We start from the raw sequence: 23,815 nt of genomic DNA on the forward strand, positions 1-23,815 counted from the left end.
GCTATACTTTTTCTTTGCTCGATGTAAAAATTCCTGTTCCCTCTGGACAGTCTTTGACCCAACTCATCCGCGAAGACACCGCGCAGACCAATTGGTTTAGATTGCTGATTACGCGCAGCAAAAGATTCTTAAACTTGTTGAATACGGTCGGAACCGGCTTTGTCATGTTCAAAGAATTTGTTGCATTGATGGATAAATACACCAATCCTTTTTTTGCTTATCTTTCCTGGTGTTTCTTTATCCCTAGGCTTTCTGCCAATCTATTTTTGCTGGCGAAACATCTTATACCGGGACCCTGGATGGATGAACCCGAAGAAAATATGGGATGGCTCGTTCGTTTGCTGGCGCAGTTGCAACGGCGCTGGTTTGAATTAGGTAATGATATAGTATGGGTGACGGTTGGCTTATTGAATTGCTTTGTATTAGTTGGTGGATTAGCTCCCGCATCTATTTATTTAACTTTAGCCGCATTTGCTTTCGATGTAGTCAATGCCAGTTTACGTGCTTATATTGAGTTGAATCGCCTTTATGAACTGCGCGAAGAATACAGTACTTTGTATCGAAATGCTGGTAGTGATGAAGAAAGGGATGCAATCAAAGAACATCTTCACTATATGGATCATCGTATTGAATTTGAACAATTCCGTTTGGGCTCGCATACTGCTGGAACGATTGTTGTATTCGTGGGCATGTGTCTTGGACTTCCGTTACTTGCAACAAACCCTGTGGTGCCTTTTATCGGTGCTGTTTTAATCATTCTAACCTGGATATTGACCTACACTTTTAATCAGGTTGTCGAAAGTTATCGGCCTAATGATAATGTGGAAAAACCCTCCGGAGTCACTCAATTTGGCTTATTTGCCAGAAAAAATGATACGCCGCCTCCAATAATACCCGTACCAGATGAGTTAGACCTTTTCGACGATATGGTCCCAGCTTATTAGATGGTATCTGGTTCTTAGATAGCTCTCTATTTCTCGGTTAAAATGGGATGTTTTTTTGTGCTCTGTCACTATTGATTTTATGATGCACTGGAGCACTTATCGGTGGATATGCTATGCTTTCTAGCACTATTATCTAATTAAGGTATAACATGTCAGCCCCTGTTGGATTGCCCCAGTTTAGTCACATCGATGCAGCCGGATTCAAATCTCACCTGGATGCCTTATTGAAAGGTCATTTAGAACAAATAGAGACGTTACTCAAAGAAAACAATCATTACACCTGGGAAAATTTAATGTATCCATTGGATGACCTGTCCGACTCTCTGGAGCGGTTTTGGTCTCCTTTGTCGCATTTGCATGGCGTCATGGATTCAGCAGAATTGCGTGAATGTTTTGATGAGTGTTTGCCTTTGTTATCAGCTTATGACGCTGCTGTTGGCCAAAATCAAAAATTATATGAAGCCATCAAAGCAGTAGATAGAAGCTCGTTCAATAAGACCCAATTAAAAATACTTGATGACAGCCTGTTGGATTTTGAGTTATCAGGAGTGGCTTTATCTACGGAAAATAAAAAACGTTTTGAACAGATTCAAGCGAGACTTGCTGAATTATCTAATCAATTTGGTAATAACGTTCTGGATGCCACCCAAGCGTTTACTATCCATATTACAGATGCCAATCGCTTGCTTGGATTGCCTGAACATGCATTAAATACGGCAAAGGAATTAGCCGTGGAACAAGGCCTTGAAGGGCATGTGCTTACTTTGGAGTATCCCTCCTTTCAGGCAGTGATGACTTATGCACAAGACAGAGTGCTGCGCGAAGAAATGTATTATGCTTATGTGACCCGAGCCTCCGAGCAAGGACCTAATGCAGGTACTTTTGATAATACGAATTTAATCAACGAAATACTCGAATTGCGCCATGAAACGGCACAATTGCTGGGCTTTAATAATTATGCTGAATTATCTTTAGCAACAAAAATGGCACAATCTACTAATCAGGTTCTTGAATTTATGACTGATTTAGTGAGTAGAGCCAAAAATCAGGCTAAAGGCGAATTTGCTCAGTTAGAAGAGTTTGCTAAAGAGCAATTTAATCTGGCGCCTGTGAAGCCTTGGGATGTCGCTTATTTATCTGAAAAAAGAAGACAGGAACTTTATACTCTATCACAAGAAGATCTGCGTCCTTATTTCCCACAAACTAAAGTCATGCAAGGGTTATTCTCTATCGTAAAAAAACTCTATGGAATGACTATAGAAGAAATCCCAGGTGTAGATATCTGGCATAAGGATGTGCAGTGTTATGGGATTATTGATGAACACAACCAGGTGCGTGGTTATGTTTATACTGATTTATTCGCCAGACCGAATAAACGCGGCGGTGCCTGGATGGATGCTTTGCAAAGCCGTAGGCAGCTGGAGGACGGAACAATTCAGCTTCCTATTGCAACATTAACCTGCAATTTTGCCAAACCCTCAGCCAACAAACAAGCAACATTATCTCATGATGAAGTAGTGACCTTGTTTCATGAGTTTGGCCATTGCTTGCACCATCTTTTGACTCAGGTAGACTACCTTAGTGCCTCAGGAATTCACGGAGTGGAGTGGGATGCAGTTGAATTACCCAGCCAATTTTTTGAAAACTGGTGTTGGGAGCAAAGTGCACTGTCTTTGCTTACCTCGCATGTCGATACCGGTGAGGCGCTACCTGCGCAATTGTTCGAGCGCATGATGGCCGCGAAGAATTTCCAATCGGCTATGGCTATGTTGCGACAATTGGAATTTTCTTTGTTTGATTTTCGTGTTCATCAAGAATATAAGGCGAACAACGGTTCGTTAGTAAATGACATCCTTGCAGACGTACGTTCAAAAACGAATATTATTCCCATTGCCCCCTACAACAGGTTCCAACACAGCTTCAGTCATATATTCAGTGGCGGTTATGCCGCAGGATATTACAGTTACAGCTGGGCAGAAGTATTATCCAGTGACGCATTTTCGCGATTTGAAGAAGATGGAATTTTCAATCAACAAACCGGCCATGATTTTCTGAAATGCATTCTGGAAGTTGGCGGGGCGAAGAAAGCCGCTGAAGCGTATAAAGAATTCAGAGGCCGTGATGCTACGGTAGATGCGCTGCTTCGTCATAATGGTATTCTTTAGCCAGGTATGCTCCTATAGCTCCATCGTTCGGGTAAAGAGTACCGATTGAACTCTTCTTTCCATGGCTCCCACGCCTTGAGCGGGGAGCCGTGGATGTGGTGGATAAGCCACTGCACATCTGGATTTTCGATTAAAATATCAACAGCTCCAAGTATTCAGGAAAATTTAATCATCAAGATGATTCCACCTTGTTATTTTATGTTATACTTAAAGTGTACAAATTGGGGGCGACCTGGCTTCGACGTGGGTTGCAAAACCAGAGGTGCATGCCGAGCATGAGAACTCTCGTAAATCAGACTCAAATAAATATAAATGCAAACGATGCAAACTTCGCAGAAGCTAACTTTGACGACGCTATTGCAGCTTAATCAATTTTGGTAGATGCAACGTGTACTGGCCTAAACCCCGGTGCCCCGTTGACCGAGCTCGCTTATCGGTATCGAATCAACGGTCATAGAAGATAAGCTAGTGTCCTAATCCATCCCGGGTTAAGATGCGAAATTCAGGGAATCGCTGTGTACTATCCTGCCCGTCGGAGAGGCCACAGTTAAATTTAATAGACACGGCTACGCATGTAGAGCTGAAGGCAGAGGATTTGCGGACGCGGGTTCGATTCCCGCCGCCTCCACCAATTATACTTCCAAGAACATCCAATACCATCTTAAAACCCTTGATCTATAAGGATTAATGCCTTAATCTCCATCCCATAACGTCTAATAAGTACCCCCAACAACCACTACTTTATTGGGGTATATCTGGGGGTACTTCGACAAGTTGTGAAGGAGATACCCCCAAATGGCATTAACTGATGTCAAAGTACGTACCACCAAAAGCCAAGAGAAAGCGTTTAAGCTTTCAGATGAGAAAGGTTTATATCTTTATGTCACTCCAAACGGAAGCCGCTATTGGCGCATGAAATACCGCTTTGGTGGCAAGGAAAAACTACTCGCTTTAGGAATATACCCTGATGTCTCCCTTGCCAAGGCTAGAGAGAAGCGAGATGACGCTAGAAAGTTACTTGCAGATAATGTTGATCCCGGCGAACACCGTAAGATAATGAAAAAAGTTGATGGTGAGCGTTTAACCAATAGCTTTGAAATAGTCACTAGAGAATGGTTTGTAAAGCATTCTGCCAATTGGGTAAAAAGTCATGGTGATAAAATCATTCAGCGATTTGAGCGAGATATTTTTCCTTGGATTGGAAATAAACCTATATCAGAAGTAACGCCACCTACATTGCTAGAAGTGATTCGAAGAATTGAAGAGCGTGGAGCTTTAGAAACAGCACACAGAGCATTAAGCAATTGCGGCCAGGTATTCCGCTATGCGATTGCTACCGGACGAGCTGACCGAGACCACTCACAAGATTTAAAGGGCGCGTTACCTCCTGTAAAAACCAAACATTTTGCAGCGCAAACTGATCCCAAGCGTTTTGGTGAGTTACTTAAAGTTTTTGATACTTATGAAGGCTCATTAATAGTGCGTTGCGCCTTGCGCTTAGCACCATTGGTATTCGTGCGACCTGGAGAGCTACGCCATGCAAAATGGGAAGATATTGATTTTGACACGGCTCAATGGAGCTATATTGTTACAAAAACAGAAACTCCTCATATCGTACCTCTCGCATCACAAGCCTTGACTATATTAAAAGAGCTTCACCCTCTTACTGGCCGTGGCATGTTTGTTTTCCCTTCGGCCAGAGGTAATTCTCGCCCAATGAGCGATAACGCTATTTTAGCTGCTCTACGCCGTCTAGGAATCAGTAAAGAAGAAGCAACAGGACATGGTTTTAGAGCGTCTGCACGTACATTACTTGATGAGGTTCTAGGAGTCAGACCAGATATTATTGAACATCAGCTTGCACATGCGGTTCGCGATCCTAATGGTCGCGCTTATAACAGAACTGCTCATTTACCTGATCGCAGAAAGATGATGCAGGATTGGGCTGATTACTTGGATAGATTAAAAATAGAGGCCGTTAAGTGATAGAAGAAAATTTTTATCAAGAATTTATGCGCTTTGGTGAATGTGAAGCTGAAGTTGCTGCTTCACTTATATTAGGGTTGGATCCTGCTAAAACAATTTCTATTAATCCCATTGCTCCACGCATTATAAAAATATTAGACGCTAGTATTGATTCGGTGATAAATAAAATAACTAATGATGATCGTATGCGAGCATACACTAGGGACATCTTTTTTTATATAAACAGGGCTTTTATTATTGGCATCGATGTTCATCCCGATTGTATCAAAGCTGTAGCTATATTTTTTTCTAAATTATCTAAAAAAATTAAATCCCCATTTCGTGAGGGTTATCCGCACATTGCCAAAGCTCTTTTAGCGTGTAAAAAAACTCATTTGCCTTCCGATGAAGTAAGATTAGCAAAATGGCGAGAGGTTGCGAAACAAAAACAAATGGAGTATCCCGATTTAAATAAGAAACAACTTTCAGAAATAATTCATGCCTATTTAAAAAATAATCATCCTTTTTATCTTAAGAAGAAAAATAAAGGCTATTACCCACCTTCGACCATAGAACGAAGTTTTAAAATGTTAAAATTAAAAAAGTAGAAGAAATTTTAAATGAAAATCCATTTTTATCATTAACTTATTGATTTTAAATTTCTTTTTTGATGTAAAAAAATTCTTTCGCCTCATTTTCGCCTGTAGTCCAATATGAGTGTCTATTAAAACACTATGAGGATTAAAGATGACCACTGCAGTACATGGAAACTATGAAGCATCCAATTCATTAAAAATTATCAGATTACCTGTGGTTCAAAATCGAACAGGATTAAGTCGTTCGGCTATCTATTTAAAAATTTCTAAAGGGGAGTTTCCTTCATCCATATCTCTTGGTGTCCGAGCTGTAGGATGGCTAGAAGAGGATGTAAGCAATTGGATAAGGAAACAAATCCAAAAAGGTGAACAAATAAATGCCAATGAGATTTAGGAGGATATAGATGCAGGATGCAAGGGACAATTTCAGAGATGAAATGCTTAATAGTGGAATCATTCCTCCTAAACAGATTATAGGTGGTGGTCGACTTTATCGTTTTCACATTGAGGGGGATAAGCATCATTCAAAAAATGGTTGGTATGTTTTTTATGAAGGTTCTAATCCATCAGGAGCATTTGGGAATTGGAAAAGCGGTATTAATAAAAAATGGACTGCCAAGAATTATAATAAGATGAATCACATAGAGCGAGGAGAGTTTAACCGAAAGATAGAAGCAGCTAAAAAACTACAAGAAGAATGTAGAGTATTAGCACACCAAAACGCAGCTACATTGGCTAAAAATATTTATTATAATTGCTCTCCCGCAGGTTCAAGCCACCCCTATCTATTACGTAAATGCATTAAGCCTTTTCATGCCCACCAACAGGATAAGAGGCTAGTTTTGCCGATTATTGATCTCGCAGGAAATATTTGGAGCTTGCAATATATCTCACTCAATGGCGATAAACGATTTTTATTGAATGGGAGAATTGCAGGTCATTTTATCCCTATTCAGTATCGCCCTCAATCTGATATTCCTATTCTAATTTGTGAAGGTTTCGCAACAGGAGCAACTCTTGCCGAGGCTTATTCGGATTCTTGTGTGATAGCTGCCTGTAATGCAGGTAATTTGGAAAGCGTTGCTCTTAATATACGAAAAAAACTTCCCAGTGCAGAGTTAGTAATATGTGCTGATGCAGATAAGGTTGGTCTTGAGAAGGCTAGAAATGCTGCGAAATCAATTAATGGTACATTGAGAATACCGAGGTTTCTGAATAGTAACCCCATGCAGTTAACTGATTTTAACGATCTCTATTGTATGCAGATTAATCGGGAGATCAGAGCATGAGTAGCGATGCATTAAACGCAATAAAAACCTCGATAGATGAAGAACGCTTTGGATTAGTAACTGTAGCGTTAAATGATTTTTTATTAATGGACTTACCACCTCGAGAATATCTATTAGAGCCTTGGCTACCCAAAGCAGGTATTTGCATGGTTTATGCCAAGCGTGGTGTAGGTAAAACCTTTTTTGCACTTGAAATTGCAATGGCTGTAGCATGCGGAATCCCCTTTCTATCCTTTAATGCTCCTAAGCCGGCAAAAGTACTTTATATCGATGGAGAAATGCCTGCCAATGTCATGCAGGAACGATTTTCTAAAATTATGGGAAGAATTACACCAAGCACACTCATGCAGCAGCCTCGTATAATAACTCCCGACCTTCAGCATGGATTTATGCCTGATTTAAGTACTGAGTCTGGACAGGATGTAATTCGTCCATACACTGATGAAGCTGATTTAATTATTATTGATAATATTTCTACTTTAGGCGGCTGTAGTAAAGAAAATGAAGCTCAAAGTTGGTTTCCTCTTCAACAATTGGCTTTAGAATTAAGGCGACAAGGTAAAAGCGTATTATTTATCCACCACGCTGGTAAAAGCGGTACACAGCGTGGAACCAGTAAGCGTGAAGATATCCTAGATACATCAATTCTTTTAAAACATCCCTCTGATTACGAACCATCTTCTGGAGCTTGCTTTGAGTTGCACTTCGAAAAAGCTAGGGGCATGGTTGGGGAGGCTGTTAATCCTGTGTACTGTTGGCTTACAGACGAGGGCTGGAAATATGAAGCCTTAGAAGACAGCAATTATCATCGAGCTATCGAGCTTGCTAATCAAGGCTTAAACCAAACAGAAGTGGCTACAGAATTAGAATTATCAAAAGGATATGTAAGTAAGCTCTTTAAAAAGGGTAAAGCATTAGGGGTAATAAATCCCAAATGATTAATATGATGAACGAACAGGTTTCCAGTTGTTTGCCCCTAGGAAAAGAAACTAGAAATTTTTGGTGTTATTTAGAAAACTTGGGTGGAAACAAAAAAATTGATTTCCAAGCGATATCTCAATCAGGCAAAGCGGTTTCCTCGGAAACTTCGTTGGAAACAAAGAGGAAACTATCCGCTCATTGTTTGGAAACTTTTAGCCCTCAAAAACTAAGTAAAAGTTGCCAAACAATTGACGATTTTTTTGTTTTTGCACAGGAGCACAACCTAGCATTACTTCCTGATGATAAGCGTTGGATTAAAACAATATGTTTTGGGATTCCATCATCAGCATTAAATGAGCTTCTGAGCCAATACACTATGCATTGGCAACTCTTTTCAAATAGAGAACCCATTCAACATAAAAAGCAAAATGTTGGTAGACGTGTTGCTAATGAATGGTTAAGAGAACAATTAATTACTAGACACCGGAGAAACCATGTCCAAATTAGTTAATGTACAAGGAGCTACCGAGCATGATCAAAAGATTGTAAAAACCAATAGTTTTAAGCAGATCTTAATTCATGAAAATGCTTTAGCCAACAATAGCTATAAAGATGAAAATTTCGATCTTAATGAGGCCAAGCAATTTACCAATGAAGCTATAAAGGAACTAAATGCAAATAATGGTATGCAATCAATGCTCGCTGCACAAATGCTATCCATACATAAGCTACAACAAAAAACCATGTGTTATGCGCAAAACATTAATAACATCAAGCTCGAAAAACAATATATTAATTCGGCAATAAAGCTTTCTAATTGCTTTGTACAGCAGGCGAATTTACTTGCTAAGCTGCAAGGCATTGGAGGACAGAAGATTACTGTTGAACGTGTAGAAGTGCATCAAGGCGGCCAAGCTATTGTGGGAAATATTCATAGGGGGCTGGGTGACAAGGAAAAAATATGAAAACAACCTCAAGAACCGAGAAAAAATGTTATGCGTTTGAATATGCGCGACGTTGTGGAGCCAGAACAAAAAGCAACGATGGTAAACCTTGCAAATGTCCTGCTATTAGAGGGAAAAAAAGATGTCGTGTTCATGGGGGTGCACAAGGCTCTGGAGCACCAAGATACAATCACAATGCTTTAAAGCACGGAGAAACTACCGCAGAAGCTAAAGCTTTTAGATCTGAAGTTAGGCAAGCGATTCAACGCAGCAAAAAAATTATTAAGGAGTTTGAGTTGCCCTAATCGAGATTCAAATTTCATTTTAGCAGGATGGTGGGTGGGGGTAGCCGGGTTTTTTCATGAGGTATAGTTGTCCGGTGGTGCACAGTTTTCTTAATCCTTCTGCCAGTGAATTCTGGAGGAGATCATAATGAATTCACAATGACTAAATATTGTGAATATTTGTCATAGACCAATTCCATTCTTTCATATTAGGAAATAGGATGAACTTGGTTGAAAGAGGCCTTCCGATGGCGCATAAACTCTCGAAGTGTTTATAGCAGTTAATTTCTACTACCTATTAACCGCATTTTATGTGGTCATTTTCTTTCTAATAAACCTGTATTCAATACATTTATTGCATGAGAAGCGTTTTGTTTTTGGTTATCATTTGCATATTCACTATTTAAAACAAGCTCAGCCTGGTGGCGCAATTTCTTTAATTGGCTGAATTCATAAAGTTTGTTTGGCGAAGGCTCTTCCCCCAAACAATGTTCTTTATCATTAAAACATTCAAGAGCTTCAAATGTTTCACGCATCGAAAGCAATTCATTACCAAAAAGAGTATTGAAGAATAATAGAGAGCATTCGGATATGGCTGTCTTAATTAACTCATTATCTAAATTTAAAAAAAATCCAAAGTTACCTTCCACACGCTTAAAAATTATCTCAAAGCCATTTATAGTGACTTTGTTAGAATAGCTCATTACAACCCCCTGTATTTACTTTTGAGCTCCTAATCTACTGTGCACATGGATGCTATCACATGCACACAATACTAATTCAACATTAAGATTATCTTTGTATAGGATGAGGATTTATAGGCTGTGGTTGTGGCTGAGGATGTTGTATCGGATTACCCATTGCATCCCAATCACCTGACATATCTGCAAATGCACCAAAAGAAGCAATTACTAATAAAACTGACATTATGATTTTCATTTGTTTACCTCAATTTTAGGTTATTTAAATTATCTCTCCGTTATATTTTTCACCAGACGATCCTGCCTAATTGAGCGCATTATATATAGTTAGCAGTGATATGTATAGGATTCCTAAGTATCTAGCAATTAAAAAAACTTAGAACCTCTAAGTATTGAATAATTATTAGAGAAGAAGATTGGACTCACCTGTTCCAAAAAGATTAAAAGAAGCAAGACTAGCTATGGGCATTTCTCAAAAAAAACTTGGCATAGCTGCGGGTATGGATGAATTCTCCGCAAGTGCAAGGATGAATCATTATGAGATTGGAAGGCATACACCTGATTATTCAACATTGAAAAGAATAGCTGAGGTACTATCTGTGCCTACTGCTTTTTTTTATGCTGAAGAAGATGAGTTAGCTAACCTAATTAAATCATTTAAAGGATGATTTTTTGATACCTAAGATGGCTTATATTTAGGGCGTATGCAGAAGATATTGCATTGTTAAATTAGCGTTTTCTGCGCCAGGATGACGTAATTCATCATAGAGTTTAATTAGTTTTTTATGGGTTTTCTTGTAATCAAGTTTATATTTAAAATCAATTAACCCGTTTTCATCTGGGTTTGTATAAGATTGTTTTAAAGTGTCTTCTATATCTTTTGGATGTGGGCAATAATAACGACCGAACCATCTTAAGTATTCTTCAACTAATTGCATCGTTTCATAGTCCTCCTGGCTTAGGGATAAAACACTAGTCTCAATTAGATCATCGACCATTTTAGTGACCTTGTGGCTATAATTAACAGGTGGCTTAAGTTTATTATTTTGATTGGATAGGTTATAGCTGCTAATTATAGTTTTTAATGCTAATTCAATAGCATGAGCTAACAGGTATATTGCAATTTTATAGGAATAGGCATTGAAAAAACCGTCTTCTGTACTTAAACATTTTTGATTTGGGTTGGTAGCTTTTGCCCCAAGTAATTTTAATCCAGCGTGGTAGAATCCTTGCGCATGAATGAACCAATTCGATGGAGCATCAGCAAACACATGATTTTTTAATAGATCTGGATGAATCCCCATAAAATCTCTTGAATGTATTTTCCTCTATTCTATCATGCGGAGAGTATATTCTAATAATCAAAGATATGATTGCCGTTCAATTTAATAAAGTCTTTTAGATATACAAACAAAAACGGTGCAAATATTACATATCTTCGCTAAAATTATACTATTCCTTAATGATTTGGTGATCTAATGGCTACCGCCGAACAAATTAAAGCCTTAATTAAAAGCCACGCTGGGCGGGATGATAGCCATTTTTATTCTGTTGCTATGCAAATGGCTGCTCAAGCAGCGCGCCAAGGACATTCTCGATTAGCTAATGAGCTAAGAATCTTGATAGATGAAGTAAAAGAACAAAGTTTTAAATTAGATGAAACAAATACTGTTTCCCATATAAGTCAACCTCGCGGTGAGCTAGCTGGTCTACTTTCAGTTTCCTATCCAAAAAATCAATTAACAGAATTAATAGTTCCTGAGAATAGATATAATCGTCTACAGAGAATACTTTTAGAACACAGACAACGATCTAAGTTAGCAGAACACGGTTTGCAACCTAGAAGAAAGATTCTTTTATTTGGACCACCTGGTACAGGGAAAACTTTTACAGCTTCAATTCTAGCTGGTGAATTGCATTTACCATTGTACACCATTCTTTTAGATGGCCTTATTACCAAATATATGGGAGAAACAGCTGCGAAACTTAGAATGATTTTTGAGAGCATTGATAAAATTAAAGGAGTATATTTTTTTGATGAATTTGATGCCATTGGCAGTCATAGAACCTCTCAAAATGATGTTGGTGAAATACGAAGAGTCCTCAATTCATTTCTTCAATTTCTAGAGCAAAGTAATTCAACCAGTATTATTTTAGCTGCAACTAATAATCTTGAGTTATTAGATAAAGCTCTGTTTAGACGTTTTGATGATGTAATTGAATACAATATTCCTGATAAAAAACTTGCTGAGGACACCTTTAGAAATCATTTAATTATGTTTCCAGAGAAAAATATTGATTTTTCAATTTTGGCTGAAAAAAGCAAAGGTTTAAGTTTTGCTGAAATATGTAAAGTTTGTGAAAATGCAATTAAATTTGTAATTTTGAATGAGGAATCAATTCAATTATCCACTCGTATAATACTTGATAATATAGAAGAACAAGTTGTTTCTCACAACCGAGAAATTAATGGCTAATTTTCGGGATAAACTACAACATTTTTTATTGCAAGGTAGAGCTAAATCTGAGCCATATACATCGACACGACAAGCGCCTATTTCTAAAAAATATCCTGATAGGAATAGGTTTGATCACTCTGAACGCCTTTTGTCTCAACTTAATGCTCTTTATAAAAAAATTGAAGCTCTTCATCAAGCTGCCCCTGATTCAATTCACAACGGTAGTATACTTGAGTTTGAAGGTATGGAGGGTTTTGATCTTGCCTTTGAACGGCTTGATTTGCCATCAAAGAAGATTCAACTCTTAAATGTAAAGAAATCTATTAAAGATAATAAGGAAAAAGTAAGTGCTGCTGTGTTTGTTCCTGATGATAAAATTCAAATTTTAATTAAAAAAATAAAGGAATATAGAGATGAAAATACCAAAACTGGCCATCCCAAAAATAATGAATTAGTTTCTAGTATAAATAGTATTCAAATTGCAGTATTAAAATCTTTATGGACAGACTTAGAAGAGCTATTTCCAGGTCATCATCAAGCTATTTGGTGGGAAATATGGTTAATGGCTATACCAGAAGCAGTACCGCAATTTAAAGAATTAGCCAATTTTAACCAAATTCACCTAAGTATACGGCACCAAGAGTTTCCCGATCGTTATATTGTTCTGGCCTATACTACCCCGGAAAAACTTTCTAACTTAATTGATAAATTTAGCTATATTTCTGAAATTAGAAGAGCTAAAGAAACAACTAGGGATTTTCTTCAAATGGCTTGCAAAGAACAAAAGTTGTGGGCGGACTCTTTGTTAGGTTTAATTGATAATCCTGTCTCTCAAAACGTAATAGTTAGTATTTTAGATACAGGGGTTACTAACAAGCACCCTTTAATAAACCCATTTTTAACGGAAGATAACTTACACACCTGCGATCCTGGATGGGGACTTGATGATCATCATGGCCATGGTACAGGGATGGCTGGATTAGTCCTTTATAAAGATTTAAGTGAGACATTGTTAAGTACAGAAAAAATTAATGTGCCCTGTCAAATTGAATCCGTTAAAATATTACCGCCTATCACTCAAAATCACCCTGACTTATATGGCCATATTACAGAAGAAGCTATAAGCCGAGTCACGATAAAAGAACCAGAGAAAAATCGTATTATATGCATGGCTGTTGCATCAACAGATGGTCGTGATCGGGGACAACCTTCTTCGTGGTCAGCAGCAATTGATAAAATTTGTGTTGGCCAAACTATTCCTCATAAACAACATCTCGTAATTATTGCTGCTGGTAATGCTTCAAGTGAGAATTATCTAAATTTCCCATCATCAAATCTTACCGATGGTATTCATGATCCAGGACAATCTTGGAATGCTCTAACAGTAGGGGCTTATACGGAAAAAGTTCATATATCTGAGCATTATTTTTCTGGATGGACCCCACTTGCTGATGCAGGTCAGATTTCACCTGCCACTACAACGTCATTAACGTGGGAGAGTAAATGGCCAATAAAACCTGATGTGGTCTTTGAAGGTGGCAATATGGCAATCGATGCTACTCGAGAAAATGTGGATACTCCTGAAAGTTTGGCACTGCTTTCTACGGATAGATCTCCAAATGTAAGAGTATTTACGTACATGGCAGACACAAGTGCGGCGACAGCTCAAGCAGCCCATATGGCAGCTGTTATAAGTAATAAATACCCTCAATTTTGGCCAGAGACAATTCGTGGCTTAATGGTTCACTCGGCAGACTGGACAGAAACAATGCGGAAAGAATATCCGATTTCAAATAAAACCGAGCGTGCGTCTTTACTGAGGATGTGTGGATATGGTGTTCCAAGTATTGAGCGTGCTTTATGGAGTGCTAGTAACTCACTAACGCTAATCGCCCAAGATGAACTTAGTCCTTACATGCCAAAATCGATTCATGAACTAAACATGCATGATTTACCTTGGCCTATAGAGGTACTTAAATCTTTAGGTGAAACAATGGTGAAAATGAAAGTTACTCTTTCATATTTTATTGAACCAAATCCAGCACGCCGCGGATGGATGAATAAATTTCGTTATCAATCACACGGGTTACGGTTTGATGTTAAAACATCTTTAGAAACGGAAGAAGAATTCATTACTAGAATTAATAAAAAGCGCTGGGATGAAGAGTCAGGGAGTAAGAGTGTCACTTCTAAAGGGGATACATCCGAATGGTTTTTTGGAGAGAAGCTAAGATCTAAAGGCAGTGTTCATTCTGATATATGGGAAGGGACGGCCGTAAGTTTGGCCGAGCGTAGCCAAATCGCTGTTTTCCCAGTTACCGGGTGGTGGGGGCAAATGTCCACTAAAAACACTACAAATACAAAAGTCAGATATTGTTTAATTGTAACTATTAATACTCCTGATTTATCTGCTGATATTTATACACCTGTAGAAGCTTTGATATCTAATCAAGTTTCTATCCTAATTTAAAAGTTACACAAAATTAAAGGCTAGAATCCTAACAGCATGGGGTATATCTGGAAGTACTTACAAGCTGTAAAAATAAAATTACATTAACTTTTAATCACATAGATTTCATGTTAAATAGCCTCCGCCCACTAATATTTAAGACTGTAGAAGACTATCAACGAGCACTAAAAACCATGGTTCTTCCCATTTAAGAGGGAAGTTTTAATCATCCTCAAAGCATCGTAAGACGCATTCTATAATTTTCAAAGTTTCTAAAACATAAGTTGATCATAGAATCAAAAACACAATAGTTTTTAGGTAATAATCAACGTGGCTGGTGCTGAGCTTGCGAAGCCCAGCATTAGAGCAAAGGAATATCCTGATGTTAGGTTGCACTTCTAATAATCCTAAACCAAGAATCTTTACTCCATCCTCCCTCGCTTGGTGAAAATTCTAGCATTCTTAATTCGCATAGATGTTTAAAATAACTTTGCAAAGTTCTCCATGTTGATGGTAGGTTGTTTGAAACATCAGAAGGAACAAGTTCAGGATAGCGCCTGCCATATATCCCGACAGTTTTGGTTGTGAAAGGAACTTCACACTTGGCTTTATTATTAAGCCACTCGTCAACTCTTCTAATACAAAATGGTTTGCCATTTTTTTGAATGAAAGAACTATAGAAAGCTGTTTGCCAGACACGTCTATCGCAACCGAAAATCCAATCTCCGTCAGGAACTTCTAAATTCAGGAAACTGGGTAATGTAATGAATGATAACTGGAGATATTGGCTGTGAAGTTTCCAGGCAGGATGCATTTCAGCTTCTTGGTTAAGTTGTATTGCGTGTTGTTTACTGCGAAGTACTTCTAAGTCTTCTAGAGCTAGCAGGAGATGGTTTTTTTCTTTCTCTTCTTTCTTTTGTTTCCTGATTTCTTCTTGTGCATATTCTATTTCTAACTTTTTAATCTTTGCTCCCAATTGGTTCACAAGCTCTGAAACACTATTATGGGCTTTGACATTATGTAGCCATTGAACACAAATAGGATTATTAATGCGAGACCAGAATGTTTCCATACTTTTTACATCTTCTGGTGTTAGATCAGATAGGTTGATTTCTATTGCCGAGACGTTTGCCTTCTTTATTTTTTTTATCTTTTCTTCGCCCACCTTATGACGATAAAAAATCTCAATAATAAGTTGTGTGTCACCTTTACTTGCCAGTATGTCAGCTTTCATTTCATGTAATATTTTTTCTTCTTGTACATCATCAAACGATATAATCTGCTTGTCCTGAACAATCGTTTTATATTCCGTATGTTTTATTCCTCTTGAGTCCGTTGCTGAGGCAGTGGAAACGCATTGGGGTAGTGTTATTTGCTTTCTTTTCATTATTTCTTTTTTAGCTGCGATGTGGATAGCACTTTCTAATCCTCCTTCACAGTCAGTAACATTTTTATGCCGAAAATGATGTTCTTTTATTCGGCCCTTTACCGCAATCAATGGGGATTTACACTCGATACATATACAGTTGCATTTTTCACCGCTTTCAACGTCAGCAATGTGGGCAATCAAGTTATTTTCATTCAAGCCAAAGGGCAGTTTAATTTTGCGGGAGGAGATCATATAGAACCTCCTGTACTAACTGAAATATTAGGATTTGCATAGCCAATATGGCCGGCAATACGTTCCAGCTTGATTGTTACTATTATATCTATTGCTTGAGAGTTAATATCATTTTCAGCGTAGCGCATTTTAGTCGTAAGTGTTATCCCATTACCTGTAATATCTGGAACAGGGGTATATTCATCTGTAGGTTTGTCGAAATTACTGTGTGCTATTTCATTAAGTCCAAAATTTATAGATAGTATTGAGCTTGCGTGTTTTAACAGATACTCTGTTGCAAGAATATCAGCAAGATGCTTCCATGCCGCAAAAGACCTACCTGAGAAATACTTTTCTAATGTTAAGTAGGTAAACAGCTCTTCTCCTAATATCGAATTATCTGGTAAATCTGACGGTAAATCTTCTAGGCATTTTCGACGTTGTTCAATAAATTGTGGAGGAGCCAGAACAAGAAACTGAGCCTGATTAAGCCGGTCTATTGGAGAGGAGGTATCTGCTAACATAGCTGCTTTGGATTTGTAACCGAAGAACGAAGCGACAAGCTCATGAGCATGTCCTGATTTTAGTTTAACACCACGATTGTTGGAAATGACCCGGAGATGATCCGCGCAAAGTTTTGCAATGGACATTTGTAGTTCCTTATTAAATAAGCTGGTCTTAATTTCGTTTTCATGAGCGTTTAAGGAAAACCGCCAGCAGTTAATAAAGATTAACTACAAACAGATTTTATTTTGGAGTATCGCTTTTCGGCCACTCATAACCGGGGATATCGACGACCTAGAGGAAGTATAGCGAGCAGAATAATGTAGTCAAGGTCCTTATTAAACCAACAATGTCCAAGCCCATTATATAGTTGACTAAAATCATTCTTTATTCTAAATTCTAGAATATGGAATGAAAGGTAATGCTCAATGATTAAATCACAAGACATTGTAGTTCTAGCCAAACTTTTGGCTTACCAAACAGATAAAAGCTGGTCTCAAAATAGTATTGCATTTGAATTGTGTTTGAGTCCTTCGCAAATCAACAGTGCATTTAAGCGATTAGTTGCAGTAGGTCTAATTACACCATACCATCCTCCGAACAAGCCACAACCTATTATTCAGGCTTGTGAGGAGTTTTTTGTTCATGGATTAAAGTATGTCTTTCCTGCTAAATTAGGCGAGCTAGTCCGTGGTATTCCTACTAGCTATGCTGCTCCAAGCTTAAACGATCAGATTATTGCTGGTAATGATCCTATCCCTGTGTGGCCATATGGCGAAGGGAGTGAGCGTGGCCTTGCCCTAAAGCCATTATATTCTTCAGTACCTGAATCTGTAGCAAAGCATCCAGATCCGCTATTTTATGACTTATTAACGCTAATTGATGCTATTCGTTCTGGGCGCGTAAGGGAAAGGCAAATTGCTTCACAAAAAATATTAGCATTATTAAAAGGTAGCAAATGAATAGAAGTTCAGCTCAAAGAAATATCGAATCTCTTAGTTTAATTGCACATCGGCTTGGGGATTTATGTGATGAAGTAACTTTTGTCGGGGGTTGTATCACTGGGTTATTAATAACAGATAAGGCGGCTCCTGATGTACGTTTTACAGTGGATGTTGATTGTATAGTCAATGTCATCACTAGGCCGAGTTATTATGCTATTGCTGAGAAATTACGCCAGAAAGGATTTAAAGAGCTAATTTCTGGTGATCATCCTATATGCCGTTGGGATTGCGATGGCATTTTAATTGATGTCATGCCTATAGATAAAAGTGTTCTGGGTTTTTCTAATAAATGGTATAAAGATGCGCAAGAAAATTCTATCAAACATAATATTTCTGACAATCTAAATATAAAGGTTATTTCAGCGCCTTATTTTTTAGCAACCAAGTTAGAAGCATTTAAGGATCGTGGCAAGCAGGATTTTTTATTAAGTCATGATTTGGAAGATATTATTTCAGTAATGGATGGCCGGCCAGAAATCGCTAGTGATGTTTTAGTCGTATCAGACAATTTAAAGCAATATCTTTCATCTGAATTTGGACTATTAATGAGTAATGATCAGTTTCTCCAAGCGTTACCCGGGCATTTAAACTATTCAATAGAATCTGAGAGTCGAAAGAAAATCGTTGAATCACGGATACATGCCATTATTGATGTGGTGAAATAATGACTATCGCTTGGCTAACTGATATCCACCTCAACTTCTTAAAGGTTGAAGCAAGAAAGAAATTTTACCAACAGGTAATCGAAACTGGCGCAGATCAGATTTTGATTACTGGTGATATAGCTGAATCAAAAGATGTGTGTGAAATTCTTCAAGAATTTAGCACATACGCAAATAAACCTATTTATTTTGTATTGGGTAACCACGACTACTACTTTAGTAGCGTTAATAATATACGTGAAAAAATTCACACTTTGTGTGCTCAGAATAAAAAGCTCATTTGGCTTGGGGAGCCTAAAACTTTAACATTAGCTGACGGTATTGTGTTAGTTGGACATGATGGGTGGGCAGATGCGCGTTATGGGGATTTTGATCATAGCTTGGTAAATCTAAATGATAGCCGTCTTATCGCTGATTTATACCAAGCTTTTTTATTGAATAAGTCGGCCTTAAAAAGGGAAATGCAAAAATTGGCTGATACAGATGCCTCTGTTTTGCAAGAGACATTGGATGATGCAATTGACACTGATATTAAAAAAGTAATCATTGCTACTCACATCCCACCATTTCCTGAGTGTAGCTGGCACAAGGATAAACCAAGTGATGAAAATTGGCTGCCTTATTTTGCTTCAAAAGTAACTGGCGATGTGATTATGAGTTTTGTTAAAAAACATGCTGACATTCAGTTTTTAGTTTTATGTGGTCATACTCATACAGCTGTAACTATAAAGCTTGCTGATAATCTCATAATTAAATCAGGGCATGCTGAATATTATAAGCCTGCAATTCAAGAAATTATTTTTTCTAAGAGTGAAAAATAATTCTTTAAATACAATATTAAAATTGAGCCTAAACCTATAAACTGCTCTAGGCTCATTGGGTGTAGGATTAAGGTTGCTGGTAAGATTCTATGTGGTTAGCCAAACTAATCACGGTTTCTTTATGCTGTATTTTTTATGATCTTAAATCGAGTGATATTATTATTTTTTTGATAAATAGATATAGTTTGTTCATCAATGATCAGAAAACCATCAAAATCCTCTTGTTGAGCAAAGACTGAGGGTAGAAATTTTTTGTCGAGATAATCTACATGAGTAGCCATTTGCCTTATCAATTCTTGAGATTCGGTCAGTTTTAGTGCAAATTTATAGGCGAATACTATACAGATTATAGATAGAACATTGAGCCCCATATGTCGAAAAAAAGTAGTCTTTTTATCTCGCCAAACGGTATATAAATAGCCTATTTTAACAAAAATACCAATGACAAATAACCAAGCAGGTATGCAGAGCATTAATGTTAGCAAGCTTAATGTATGAGGAAGTTGATTGGGAGACATGTGAAAAAGAGTTTGTATTTCTTTAGAACAGATAATGTGCATTGACTGGTAGATTGCATACCCTAATATAGACCCACAGAAAGTAATAATAATTTTCCAAGGGGTTTCATTGTAATATTTAACTGTCTTGGGAAAATAGTGGCCTATTGCTCTGCAGGCTGAAAAAGTGCATAGCAAGATAACAGGATAAATTATAAAAGGGCTATTTGAAAAAAAATCTAATATGTCAAAAAAAGTCTGCACCTTAATTACCTCGATAGTATGTATTATGAAAGATTCTTATGTGTGCTCAAGGAATCTATACCATTATAAAGAGAAGTAATAATTAAAGTAGTTATGTTTAAACAAATAACTCTGGGGGTACATTTGGGGGTATATTTTTATTGATAATAAAAATAACCATTTAAATACAATACATTGATTAATCAATTAAATAGCCGCCGCCTCCACCAATTGAATTTTTCCGCTAGAAATATCTCGTAACATCTTGGCTCTTTCCCATTTAAGGGGGCAGCTTGATTTTTTATTGCTTCAATTTCGACTTTTAAGAAATCTTTTCTATTTTGAATAATTTCTTTGTGAAAAGTTTTCGCCTCTTTTAGAGTTTTCTTGAGAGCATTTCCAAAATATAAGCCAGCTTCCTTATATATCAGCTCTACAGAGGATTCATTAGGAACTTGTTCTGATTGAATAGACTCTTCGTATCGGGTTAGTTTACGCTGTAGCATAAGATTTTTATTTGATAGGGCATGAATTTCTTGAGTTAAATAATTTGCTTGTTTTTGTAGTTCTTGATACTGAGGATGAACTTCAAACTTTGAAAGAGAGGCCTTATCTTTATCGAACTCAAGCTGTAAATGGATACGCTCTGCTTCTAGCTCCCCCTTTGATGGTTCAATCTCAAATTTAATGGCAGAGTTTAAAGAGTTTACCACCTTACTTTTATCTTTTATCTCCTGTGCTGTGGATGCAAGCAGCCAATTTAATCCCAAAAGGAATGCATTATGAACTTGGATACTCCATGCGGGTTGGCCTCTAAAATAGCTAAAAGGTTTGCTATACGCGTCAATACCACTTCTAATAAAATAGGATATTAAATTTCTGAATGTAGGAGAATATTTGGCTTTAGGTGTTGCGGGTAAACCAAAAAGGCACATCCCTAATAAGACTTTCCAGTCTGAAATTTTATAAAACTGAAATTGGTCTTTAGAGTCTTGTTCTACATTAACTGGGAAATTAGTTGGGTTTCCTTGAATTTTTACAATGTTAGGGTTACTAATGCTTCGTGAGGCGGTAATTTTTTCACCATAAATTTCGAGCTCCATAAAAAAAATCCAATCTTCGATTTTTTCAATTGGTAAATCTTTTTTGTTAAGGTCAGCACCTAAACAAAAATGCATAATGTTTATAAAGGTAGTTTTTCCTAATCCATTACGAGAATCTTTATCGCTAGATTCTTCTTTCCTATCAGCAATAATTACATTCACCCCTGACTGAAAATCAACTGATTTAAAACGAGGATCACTGGCGTATAATTTGTATATCATTATATTACCTTGATAATTTTATCGATTTTTACTTCAATCAATCCTAGAATAAACAGTAGATCCAATCCCAAAATGAAGCGTTCAAAATTACCGATGTTTGAAATGTCTTTTGTTTCGTCCCAAAGAGTTGATAATGTTTTACCTACTGCAAGTTTATCAAGAAAAACTGAGCCGACACCTATAAGGGCATCGTGTTCACTCAAAAATTTGTTTGGCATAATCATTTTTCAAAAATCTCACATAACTGAAATAAATACGTCAGTATTGCTAAGCTTGCGGCTTGTTGTTTGAAGTTGGACTGTTTAGAGTTAGCAAATTCAAACATCTCTCTAAATAAGTCATCACCGTTAAAAGATTGCTTTAGATCCAAGTATTTAGTCTTGAATCCATTTTTGAGTCTTTCAGGGAAATTAGGGTCAAGTTGAGCTGCCTTAATTAGGTAATTACTGACCTCGGAACTACGACTTAGACCTGTTGTTATCAGTGATGCTGTTTCTTGAGATAATCCATTTTTTTAATTTTTTCTGCTGGCGGAATTACATGAAAACTCCCATCATGGAAATGATGGCCAGCGGCAATAGCTTTTGCAGCTATTTCTAATTCGGCAAATGTTACTTCGGACATACTTTCGTCCAGCCTTTCATGAACCCATATTTCATGACCTGCTTTTATTTGATGTAATTTTTCTACCGAATATTGTGATTCTTGAGCATCAACAGTTTGATGACAAGTGGGACAAAGCAATATCCTGTTGTCATAAGTATCTAGCTTCTCTTTAGCAAATTCACTATTATGCCTTGGTCCTGTTGGACTATGAGCTATAATATGGGCGATTTCACCTATTTGAATGCCTTTATCTGACGGTTGAGTATTAGGCAGTATTAACTTTAATCGGCATGTAGGCATCGCACAACGACCTGCCGAGTTTGCGTAAAGTTTTTTTACATCTTTTAATGGATATTTACGTTCCATAGAAACCTTGATTTTTAGGATAAAACTATTCTATCGCTTCTTTAAAGGCACTGTCATAGCTTTAATCAACAAGCAAATTAACAATTAAACGAATAAGAATGTCTTTTTGGTTTGGGTTACTTTCCGCTACGAGTAATGCAAGAGCAACCAAACCATTTTCATTGAATTTAATCGGCAAATTTTGTGATTTGAGATAAAGCAAGAACATGAAGCTGCCGATTCGTTTATTTCCATCAGTAAATGGATGATCTTTGATAATGAAATATAATAAATGGGCTGCTTTTGCTTCCGGCGTTTTATATAAAGGCTCTCCACCGAAGGTTTGTTCAATATTATTTAAAATGCTATCTAATCCGCCATCCCGTTCTTTTCCAAACAAGTTAGTTGCCTCTTTACGAGCACTTAAATCTTGCTTTAATAATTCAATCGCTGATAAAGCAGCTTTATAAGTTAATATTGCTAAAGTTTGTTTTCCCTGTGAAGGTAGTTTTAGCTTGTCTTCATCATAACCAAGCAATAAATCCCATGTTTTGGTGTAGGCCAATATAATTTGAATTGCTTCTTGACCAAGCTCGTTGACCAAATCATGATTAATTAATGTTTTTTGTAATAATTCAATCGTTTGTTGTAGCTCATGGAGACCTTGTTGAGATAGGCGTTTATCATTAGTCGTATAACCACGTATTAGATGTTCTTTCAATACGTGACTAGCCCATTTTCTGAATTGAACGCCTTCTTTAGAATTTACTCTGTAGCCCACTGAAATAATGGCATCAAGGTTGTAATATTCCACATCACGCTTAACTTCTCGACTGCCTTCTTTTTGAACTGTTGCAAATTTTGCAACGGTTGCATTTTTCTCTAACTCATTGGTTTTAAAAATATTATTTAAATGGCGTGAGATGACTGATTTGTCACGTCCAAATAACTGTACCATTTGACTCATAGTTAACCAAACGGTTTCATTTGCAAGGTTAACCTCTAATGCAATATGCCCGTCTTTAGCCGTATAAAGTACAATTTCAGTCACACACGCCTCTTGTTATTGGATTAATTGATCTTGCATCTAGATCTGATTTTATCGTTTATCTGATCAGAATGGAAAACATTCCAGGGATTGTGAGCAAATTAAATTATGTAAGTTTAAATCCTTATTCCTTGCTATTTTGTTTCTATACCTCCAACCTATATATTTAGGTTCCACTCCCTAACTGTGATAGATACTTTTCAAGAAACCTTATATTTACTGAATAATCTAGCGATCAAAGATTAAGCAGCCAGTGCCAAAAGCTCCTTTCCCCATTCCAAAATATGGGAATTGAACCGGTTCCAATTTTCACACGACACCTCCACCATAACTTAATCTTGAATGTTCCTGAAAAGTCCTTTTAACTCTTGTAAACACTAGGTTTTACGGCTCTTTCCCATTTAAGGGGGCAGCTTTAATCATCCGCAGAGCACCTTAACACG

General features: G+C 37.2%; 26 protein-coding genes and 1 other RNA gene. 17 read left to right on the forward strand and 10 right to left on the reverse strand.

The features are described from left to right. The 11 genes from Q0495_RS14835 to Q0495_RS14885 all read left to right on the forward strand — a co-directional run. Positions 1 to 944: hypothetical protein (locus Q0495_RS14835; RefSeq protein ID WP_298627666.1), on the forward strand; the 944-nt coding region annotated here is incomplete at its 5' end. 149 nt (positions 945 to 1,093) lie between these two features. Further along, a complete protein-coding gene (locus Q0495_RS14840) occupies positions 1,094 to 3,109 on the forward strand; it encodes a M3 family metallopeptidase (protein WP_298627667.1) in 2,016 nt (671 codons plus the stop codon). Positions 3,110 to 3,332: 223 nt separating this feature from the next. Beyond that, positions 3,333 to 3,740: a transfer-messenger RNA gene (gene ssrA, locus Q0495_RS14845) on the forward strand. 164 nt (positions 3,741 to 3,904) lie between these two features. Next, positions 3,905 to 5,095 carry an integrase arm-type DNA-binding domain-containing protein gene (locus tag Q0495_RS14850; protein ID WP_298627669.1) on the forward strand — a complete coding sequence of 397 codons (1,191 nt, stop codon included), beginning with the start codon at positions 3,905 to 3,907 and terminating at the stop codon, positions 5,093 to 5,095. Then, positions 5,092 to 5,682: a hypothetical protein gene (locus Q0495_RS14855; protein WP_298627670.1), complete on the forward strand. Its 591-nt coding sequence runs from the start codon at positions 5,092 to 5,094 to the stop codon at positions 5,680 to 5,682. Before Q0495_RS14850 ends, Q0495_RS14855 begins: the two co-directional genes overlap by 4 nt. A gap of 139 nt (positions 5,683 to 5,821) precedes the next feature. Beyond that, positions 5,822 to 6,064, forward strand: coding sequence for an AlpA family transcriptional regulator (locus Q0495_RS14860; RefSeq protein WP_298627672.1), 243 nt, complete (start codon positions 5,822 to 5,824; stop codon positions 6,062 to 6,064). Positions 6,065 to 6,074: 10 nt separating this feature from the next. Continuing rightward, on the forward strand, positions 6,075 to 6,959 hold the full coding sequence (locus Q0495_RS14865; protein WP_298627674.1) for a toprim domain-containing protein: 885 nt from the start codon (positions 6,075 to 6,077) through the stop codon (positions 6,957 to 6,959). Beyond that, positions 6,956 to 7,897 (forward strand): AAA family ATPase, encoded by a 942-nt coding sequence (locus Q0495_RS14870; protein WP_298627676.1) that lies wholly within the window; start codon positions 6,956 to 6,958, stop codon positions 7,895 to 7,897. Before Q0495_RS14865 ends, Q0495_RS14870 begins: the two co-directional genes overlap by 4 nt. Positions 7,898 to 7,902: 5 nt before the next feature. Then, positions 7,903 to 8,391 (forward strand): hypothetical protein, encoded by a 489-nt coding sequence (locus tag Q0495_RS14875; RefSeq protein ID WP_298627678.1) that lies wholly within the window; start codon positions 7,903 to 7,905, stop codon positions 8,389 to 8,391. Further along, positions 8,375 to 8,845 (forward strand): hypothetical protein, encoded by a 471-nt coding sequence (locus tag Q0495_RS14880; protein WP_298627680.1) that lies wholly within the window; start codon positions 8,375 to 8,377, stop codon positions 8,843 to 8,845. The genes Q0495_RS14875 and Q0495_RS14880 overlap by 17 nt, the downstream gene beginning before the upstream one ends. Beyond that, entirely contained in the window at positions 8,842 to 9,129 is a 288-nt protein-coding gene (locus Q0495_RS14885; protein ID WP_298627681.1) for an HGGxSTG domain-containing protein, read from the forward strand. Before Q0495_RS14880 ends, Q0495_RS14885 begins: the two co-directional genes overlap by 4 nt. A 296-nt stretch (positions 9,130 to 9,425) precedes the next feature. Here the strand turns inward: Q0495_RS14885 and Q0495_RS14890 are convergent, their stop codons facing one another. Together Q0495_RS14890 and Q0495_RS14895 are read right to left on the reverse strand one after the other, a co-directional pair. After that, positions 9,426 to 9,812 (reverse strand): hypothetical protein, encoded by a 387-nt coding sequence (locus tag Q0495_RS14890; protein ID WP_298627683.1) that lies wholly within the window; start codon positions 9,810 to 9,812, stop codon positions 9,426 to 9,428. An 88-nt stretch (positions 9,813 to 9,900) separates the two neighbouring features. Continuing rightward, on the reverse strand, positions 9,901 to 10,047 hold the full coding sequence (locus Q0495_RS14895; RefSeq protein ID WP_158307887.1) for a hypothetical protein: 147 nt from the start codon (positions 10,045 to 10,047) through the stop codon (positions 9,901 to 9,903). 178 nt (positions 10,048 to 10,225) lie between these two features. Between Q0495_RS14895 and Q0495_RS14900 the strand changes: the two genes are divergently transcribed. Next, on the forward strand, positions 10,226 to 10,477 hold the full coding sequence (locus Q0495_RS14900; RefSeq protein ID WP_298627686.1) for a helix-turn-helix transcriptional regulator: 252 nt from the start codon (positions 10,226 to 10,228) through the stop codon (positions 10,475 to 10,477). A gap of 27 nt (positions 10,478 to 10,504) precedes the next feature. On the opposite strand, the gene Q0495_RS14905 is transcribed toward Q0495_RS14900, so the two are convergent. Continuing rightward, a complete protein-coding gene (locus Q0495_RS14905; RefSeq protein WP_298627688.1) occupies positions 10,505 to 11,113 on the reverse strand; it encodes a hypothetical protein in 609 nt (202 codons plus the stop codon). A gap of 174 nt (positions 11,114 to 11,287) precedes the next feature. Between Q0495_RS14905 and Q0495_RS14910 the strand changes: the two genes are divergently transcribed. After that, positions 11,288 to 12,286, forward strand: coding sequence for an AAA family ATPase (locus Q0495_RS14910; RefSeq protein ID WP_298627690.1), 999 nt, complete (start codon positions 11,288 to 11,290; stop codon positions 12,284 to 12,286). Then, positions 12,279 to 14,738 carry a S8 family peptidase gene (locus tag Q0495_RS14915; protein WP_298627692.1) on the forward strand — a complete coding sequence of 820 codons (2,460 nt, stop codon included), beginning with the start codon at positions 12,279 to 12,281 and terminating at the stop codon, positions 14,736 to 14,738. Before Q0495_RS14910 ends, Q0495_RS14915 begins: the two co-directional genes overlap by 8 nt. A 364-nt stretch (positions 14,739 to 15,102) precedes the next feature. Here the strand turns inward: Q0495_RS14915 and Q0495_RS14920 are convergent, their stop codons facing one another. Both Q0495_RS14920 and Q0495_RS14925 read right to left on the reverse strand, forming a co-directional pair. Continuing rightward, positions 15,103 to 16,338 (reverse strand): competence protein CoiA family protein, encoded by a 1,236-nt coding sequence (locus tag Q0495_RS14920; protein WP_298627693.1) that lies wholly within the window; start codon positions 16,336 to 16,338, stop codon positions 15,103 to 15,105. Beyond that, positions 16,335 to 16,967, reverse strand: a complete 633-nt coding sequence (locus tag Q0495_RS14925) for a hypothetical protein (protein ID WP_298627695.1) — start codon at positions 16,965 to 16,967, stop codon at positions 16,335 to 16,337. The genes Q0495_RS14920 and Q0495_RS14925 overlap by 4 nt, the downstream gene beginning before the upstream one ends. Before the next feature lie 282 nt (positions 16,968 to 17,249). Here Q0495_RS14925 and Q0495_RS14930 point away from each other — a divergent pair, with 282 nt between their 5' ends. From Q0495_RS14930 to Q0495_RS14940, 3 genes are read left to right on the forward strand one after another with little or no spacing between them, the layout of a single operon-like run. After that, positions 17,250 to 17,783, forward strand: coding sequence for a helix-turn-helix domain-containing protein (locus Q0495_RS14930; RefSeq protein ID WP_298627697.1), 534 nt, complete (start codon positions 17,250 to 17,252; stop codon positions 17,781 to 17,783). Further along, positions 17,780 to 18,490: a hypothetical protein gene (locus tag Q0495_RS14935; protein WP_298627699.1), complete on the forward strand. Its 711-nt coding sequence runs from the start codon at positions 17,780 to 17,782 to the stop codon at positions 18,488 to 18,490. The genes Q0495_RS14930 and Q0495_RS14935 overlap by 4 nt, the downstream gene beginning before the upstream one ends. Beyond that, the gene (locus Q0495_RS14940; RefSeq protein WP_298627700.1) at positions 18,490 to 19,308 is read left to right on the forward strand and encodes a metallophosphoesterase; all 819 of its coding nucleotides are present in this window, start codon (positions 18,490 to 18,492) and stop codon (positions 19,306 to 19,308) included. Before Q0495_RS14935 ends, Q0495_RS14940 begins: the two co-directional genes overlap by 1 nt. 119 nt (positions 19,309 to 19,427) lie before the next feature. Here Q0495_RS14940 and Q0495_RS14945 read toward each other — a convergent pair whose 3' ends face one another. The 5 genes from Q0495_RS14945 to rhuM all read right to left on the reverse strand — a co-directional run bounded on the left by Q0495_RS14945 (position 19,428) and on the right by rhuM (position 23,375). Further along, positions 19,428 to 19,868, reverse strand: a complete 441-nt coding sequence (locus tag Q0495_RS14945; RefSeq protein ID WP_298627702.1) for a hypothetical protein — start codon at positions 19,866 to 19,868, stop codon at positions 19,428 to 19,430. 383 nt (positions 19,869 to 20,251) lie between these two features. Continuing rightward, positions 20,252 to 21,373: a hypothetical protein gene (locus Q0495_RS14950; protein WP_298627704.1), complete on the reverse strand. Its 1,122-nt coding sequence runs from the start codon at positions 21,371 to 21,373 to the stop codon at positions 20,252 to 20,254. Continuing rightward, a complete protein-coding gene (locus Q0495_RS14955) occupies positions 21,373 to 21,591 on the reverse strand; it encodes an ABC-three component system middle component 6 (RefSeq protein WP_298627706.1) in 219 nt (72 codons plus the stop codon). Before Q0495_RS14955 ends, Q0495_RS14950 begins: the two co-directional genes overlap by 1 nt. A gap of 262 nt (positions 21,592 to 21,853) precedes the next feature. Further along, positions 21,854 to 22,345 carry an HNH endonuclease gene (locus tag Q0495_RS14960; protein WP_298627707.1) on the reverse strand — a complete coding sequence of 164 codons (492 nt, stop codon included), beginning with the start codon at positions 22,343 to 22,345 and terminating at the stop codon, positions 21,854 to 21,856. Between the two features lie 61 nt (positions 22,346 to 22,406). Then, positions 22,407 to 23,375 (reverse strand): virulence protein RhuM/Fic/DOC family protein, encoded by a 969-nt coding sequence (rhuM, locus tag Q0495_RS14965; RefSeq protein ID WP_298627709.1) that lies wholly within the window; start codon positions 23,373 to 23,375, stop codon positions 22,407 to 22,409. Between the last annotated feature and the right edge of the window lie 440 nt (positions 23,376 to 23,815).

This window comes from uncultured Legionella sp., assembly GCF_937871865.1.
Lineage (GTDB): Bacteria > Pseudomonadota > Gammaproteobacteria > Legionellales > Legionellaceae > Legionella.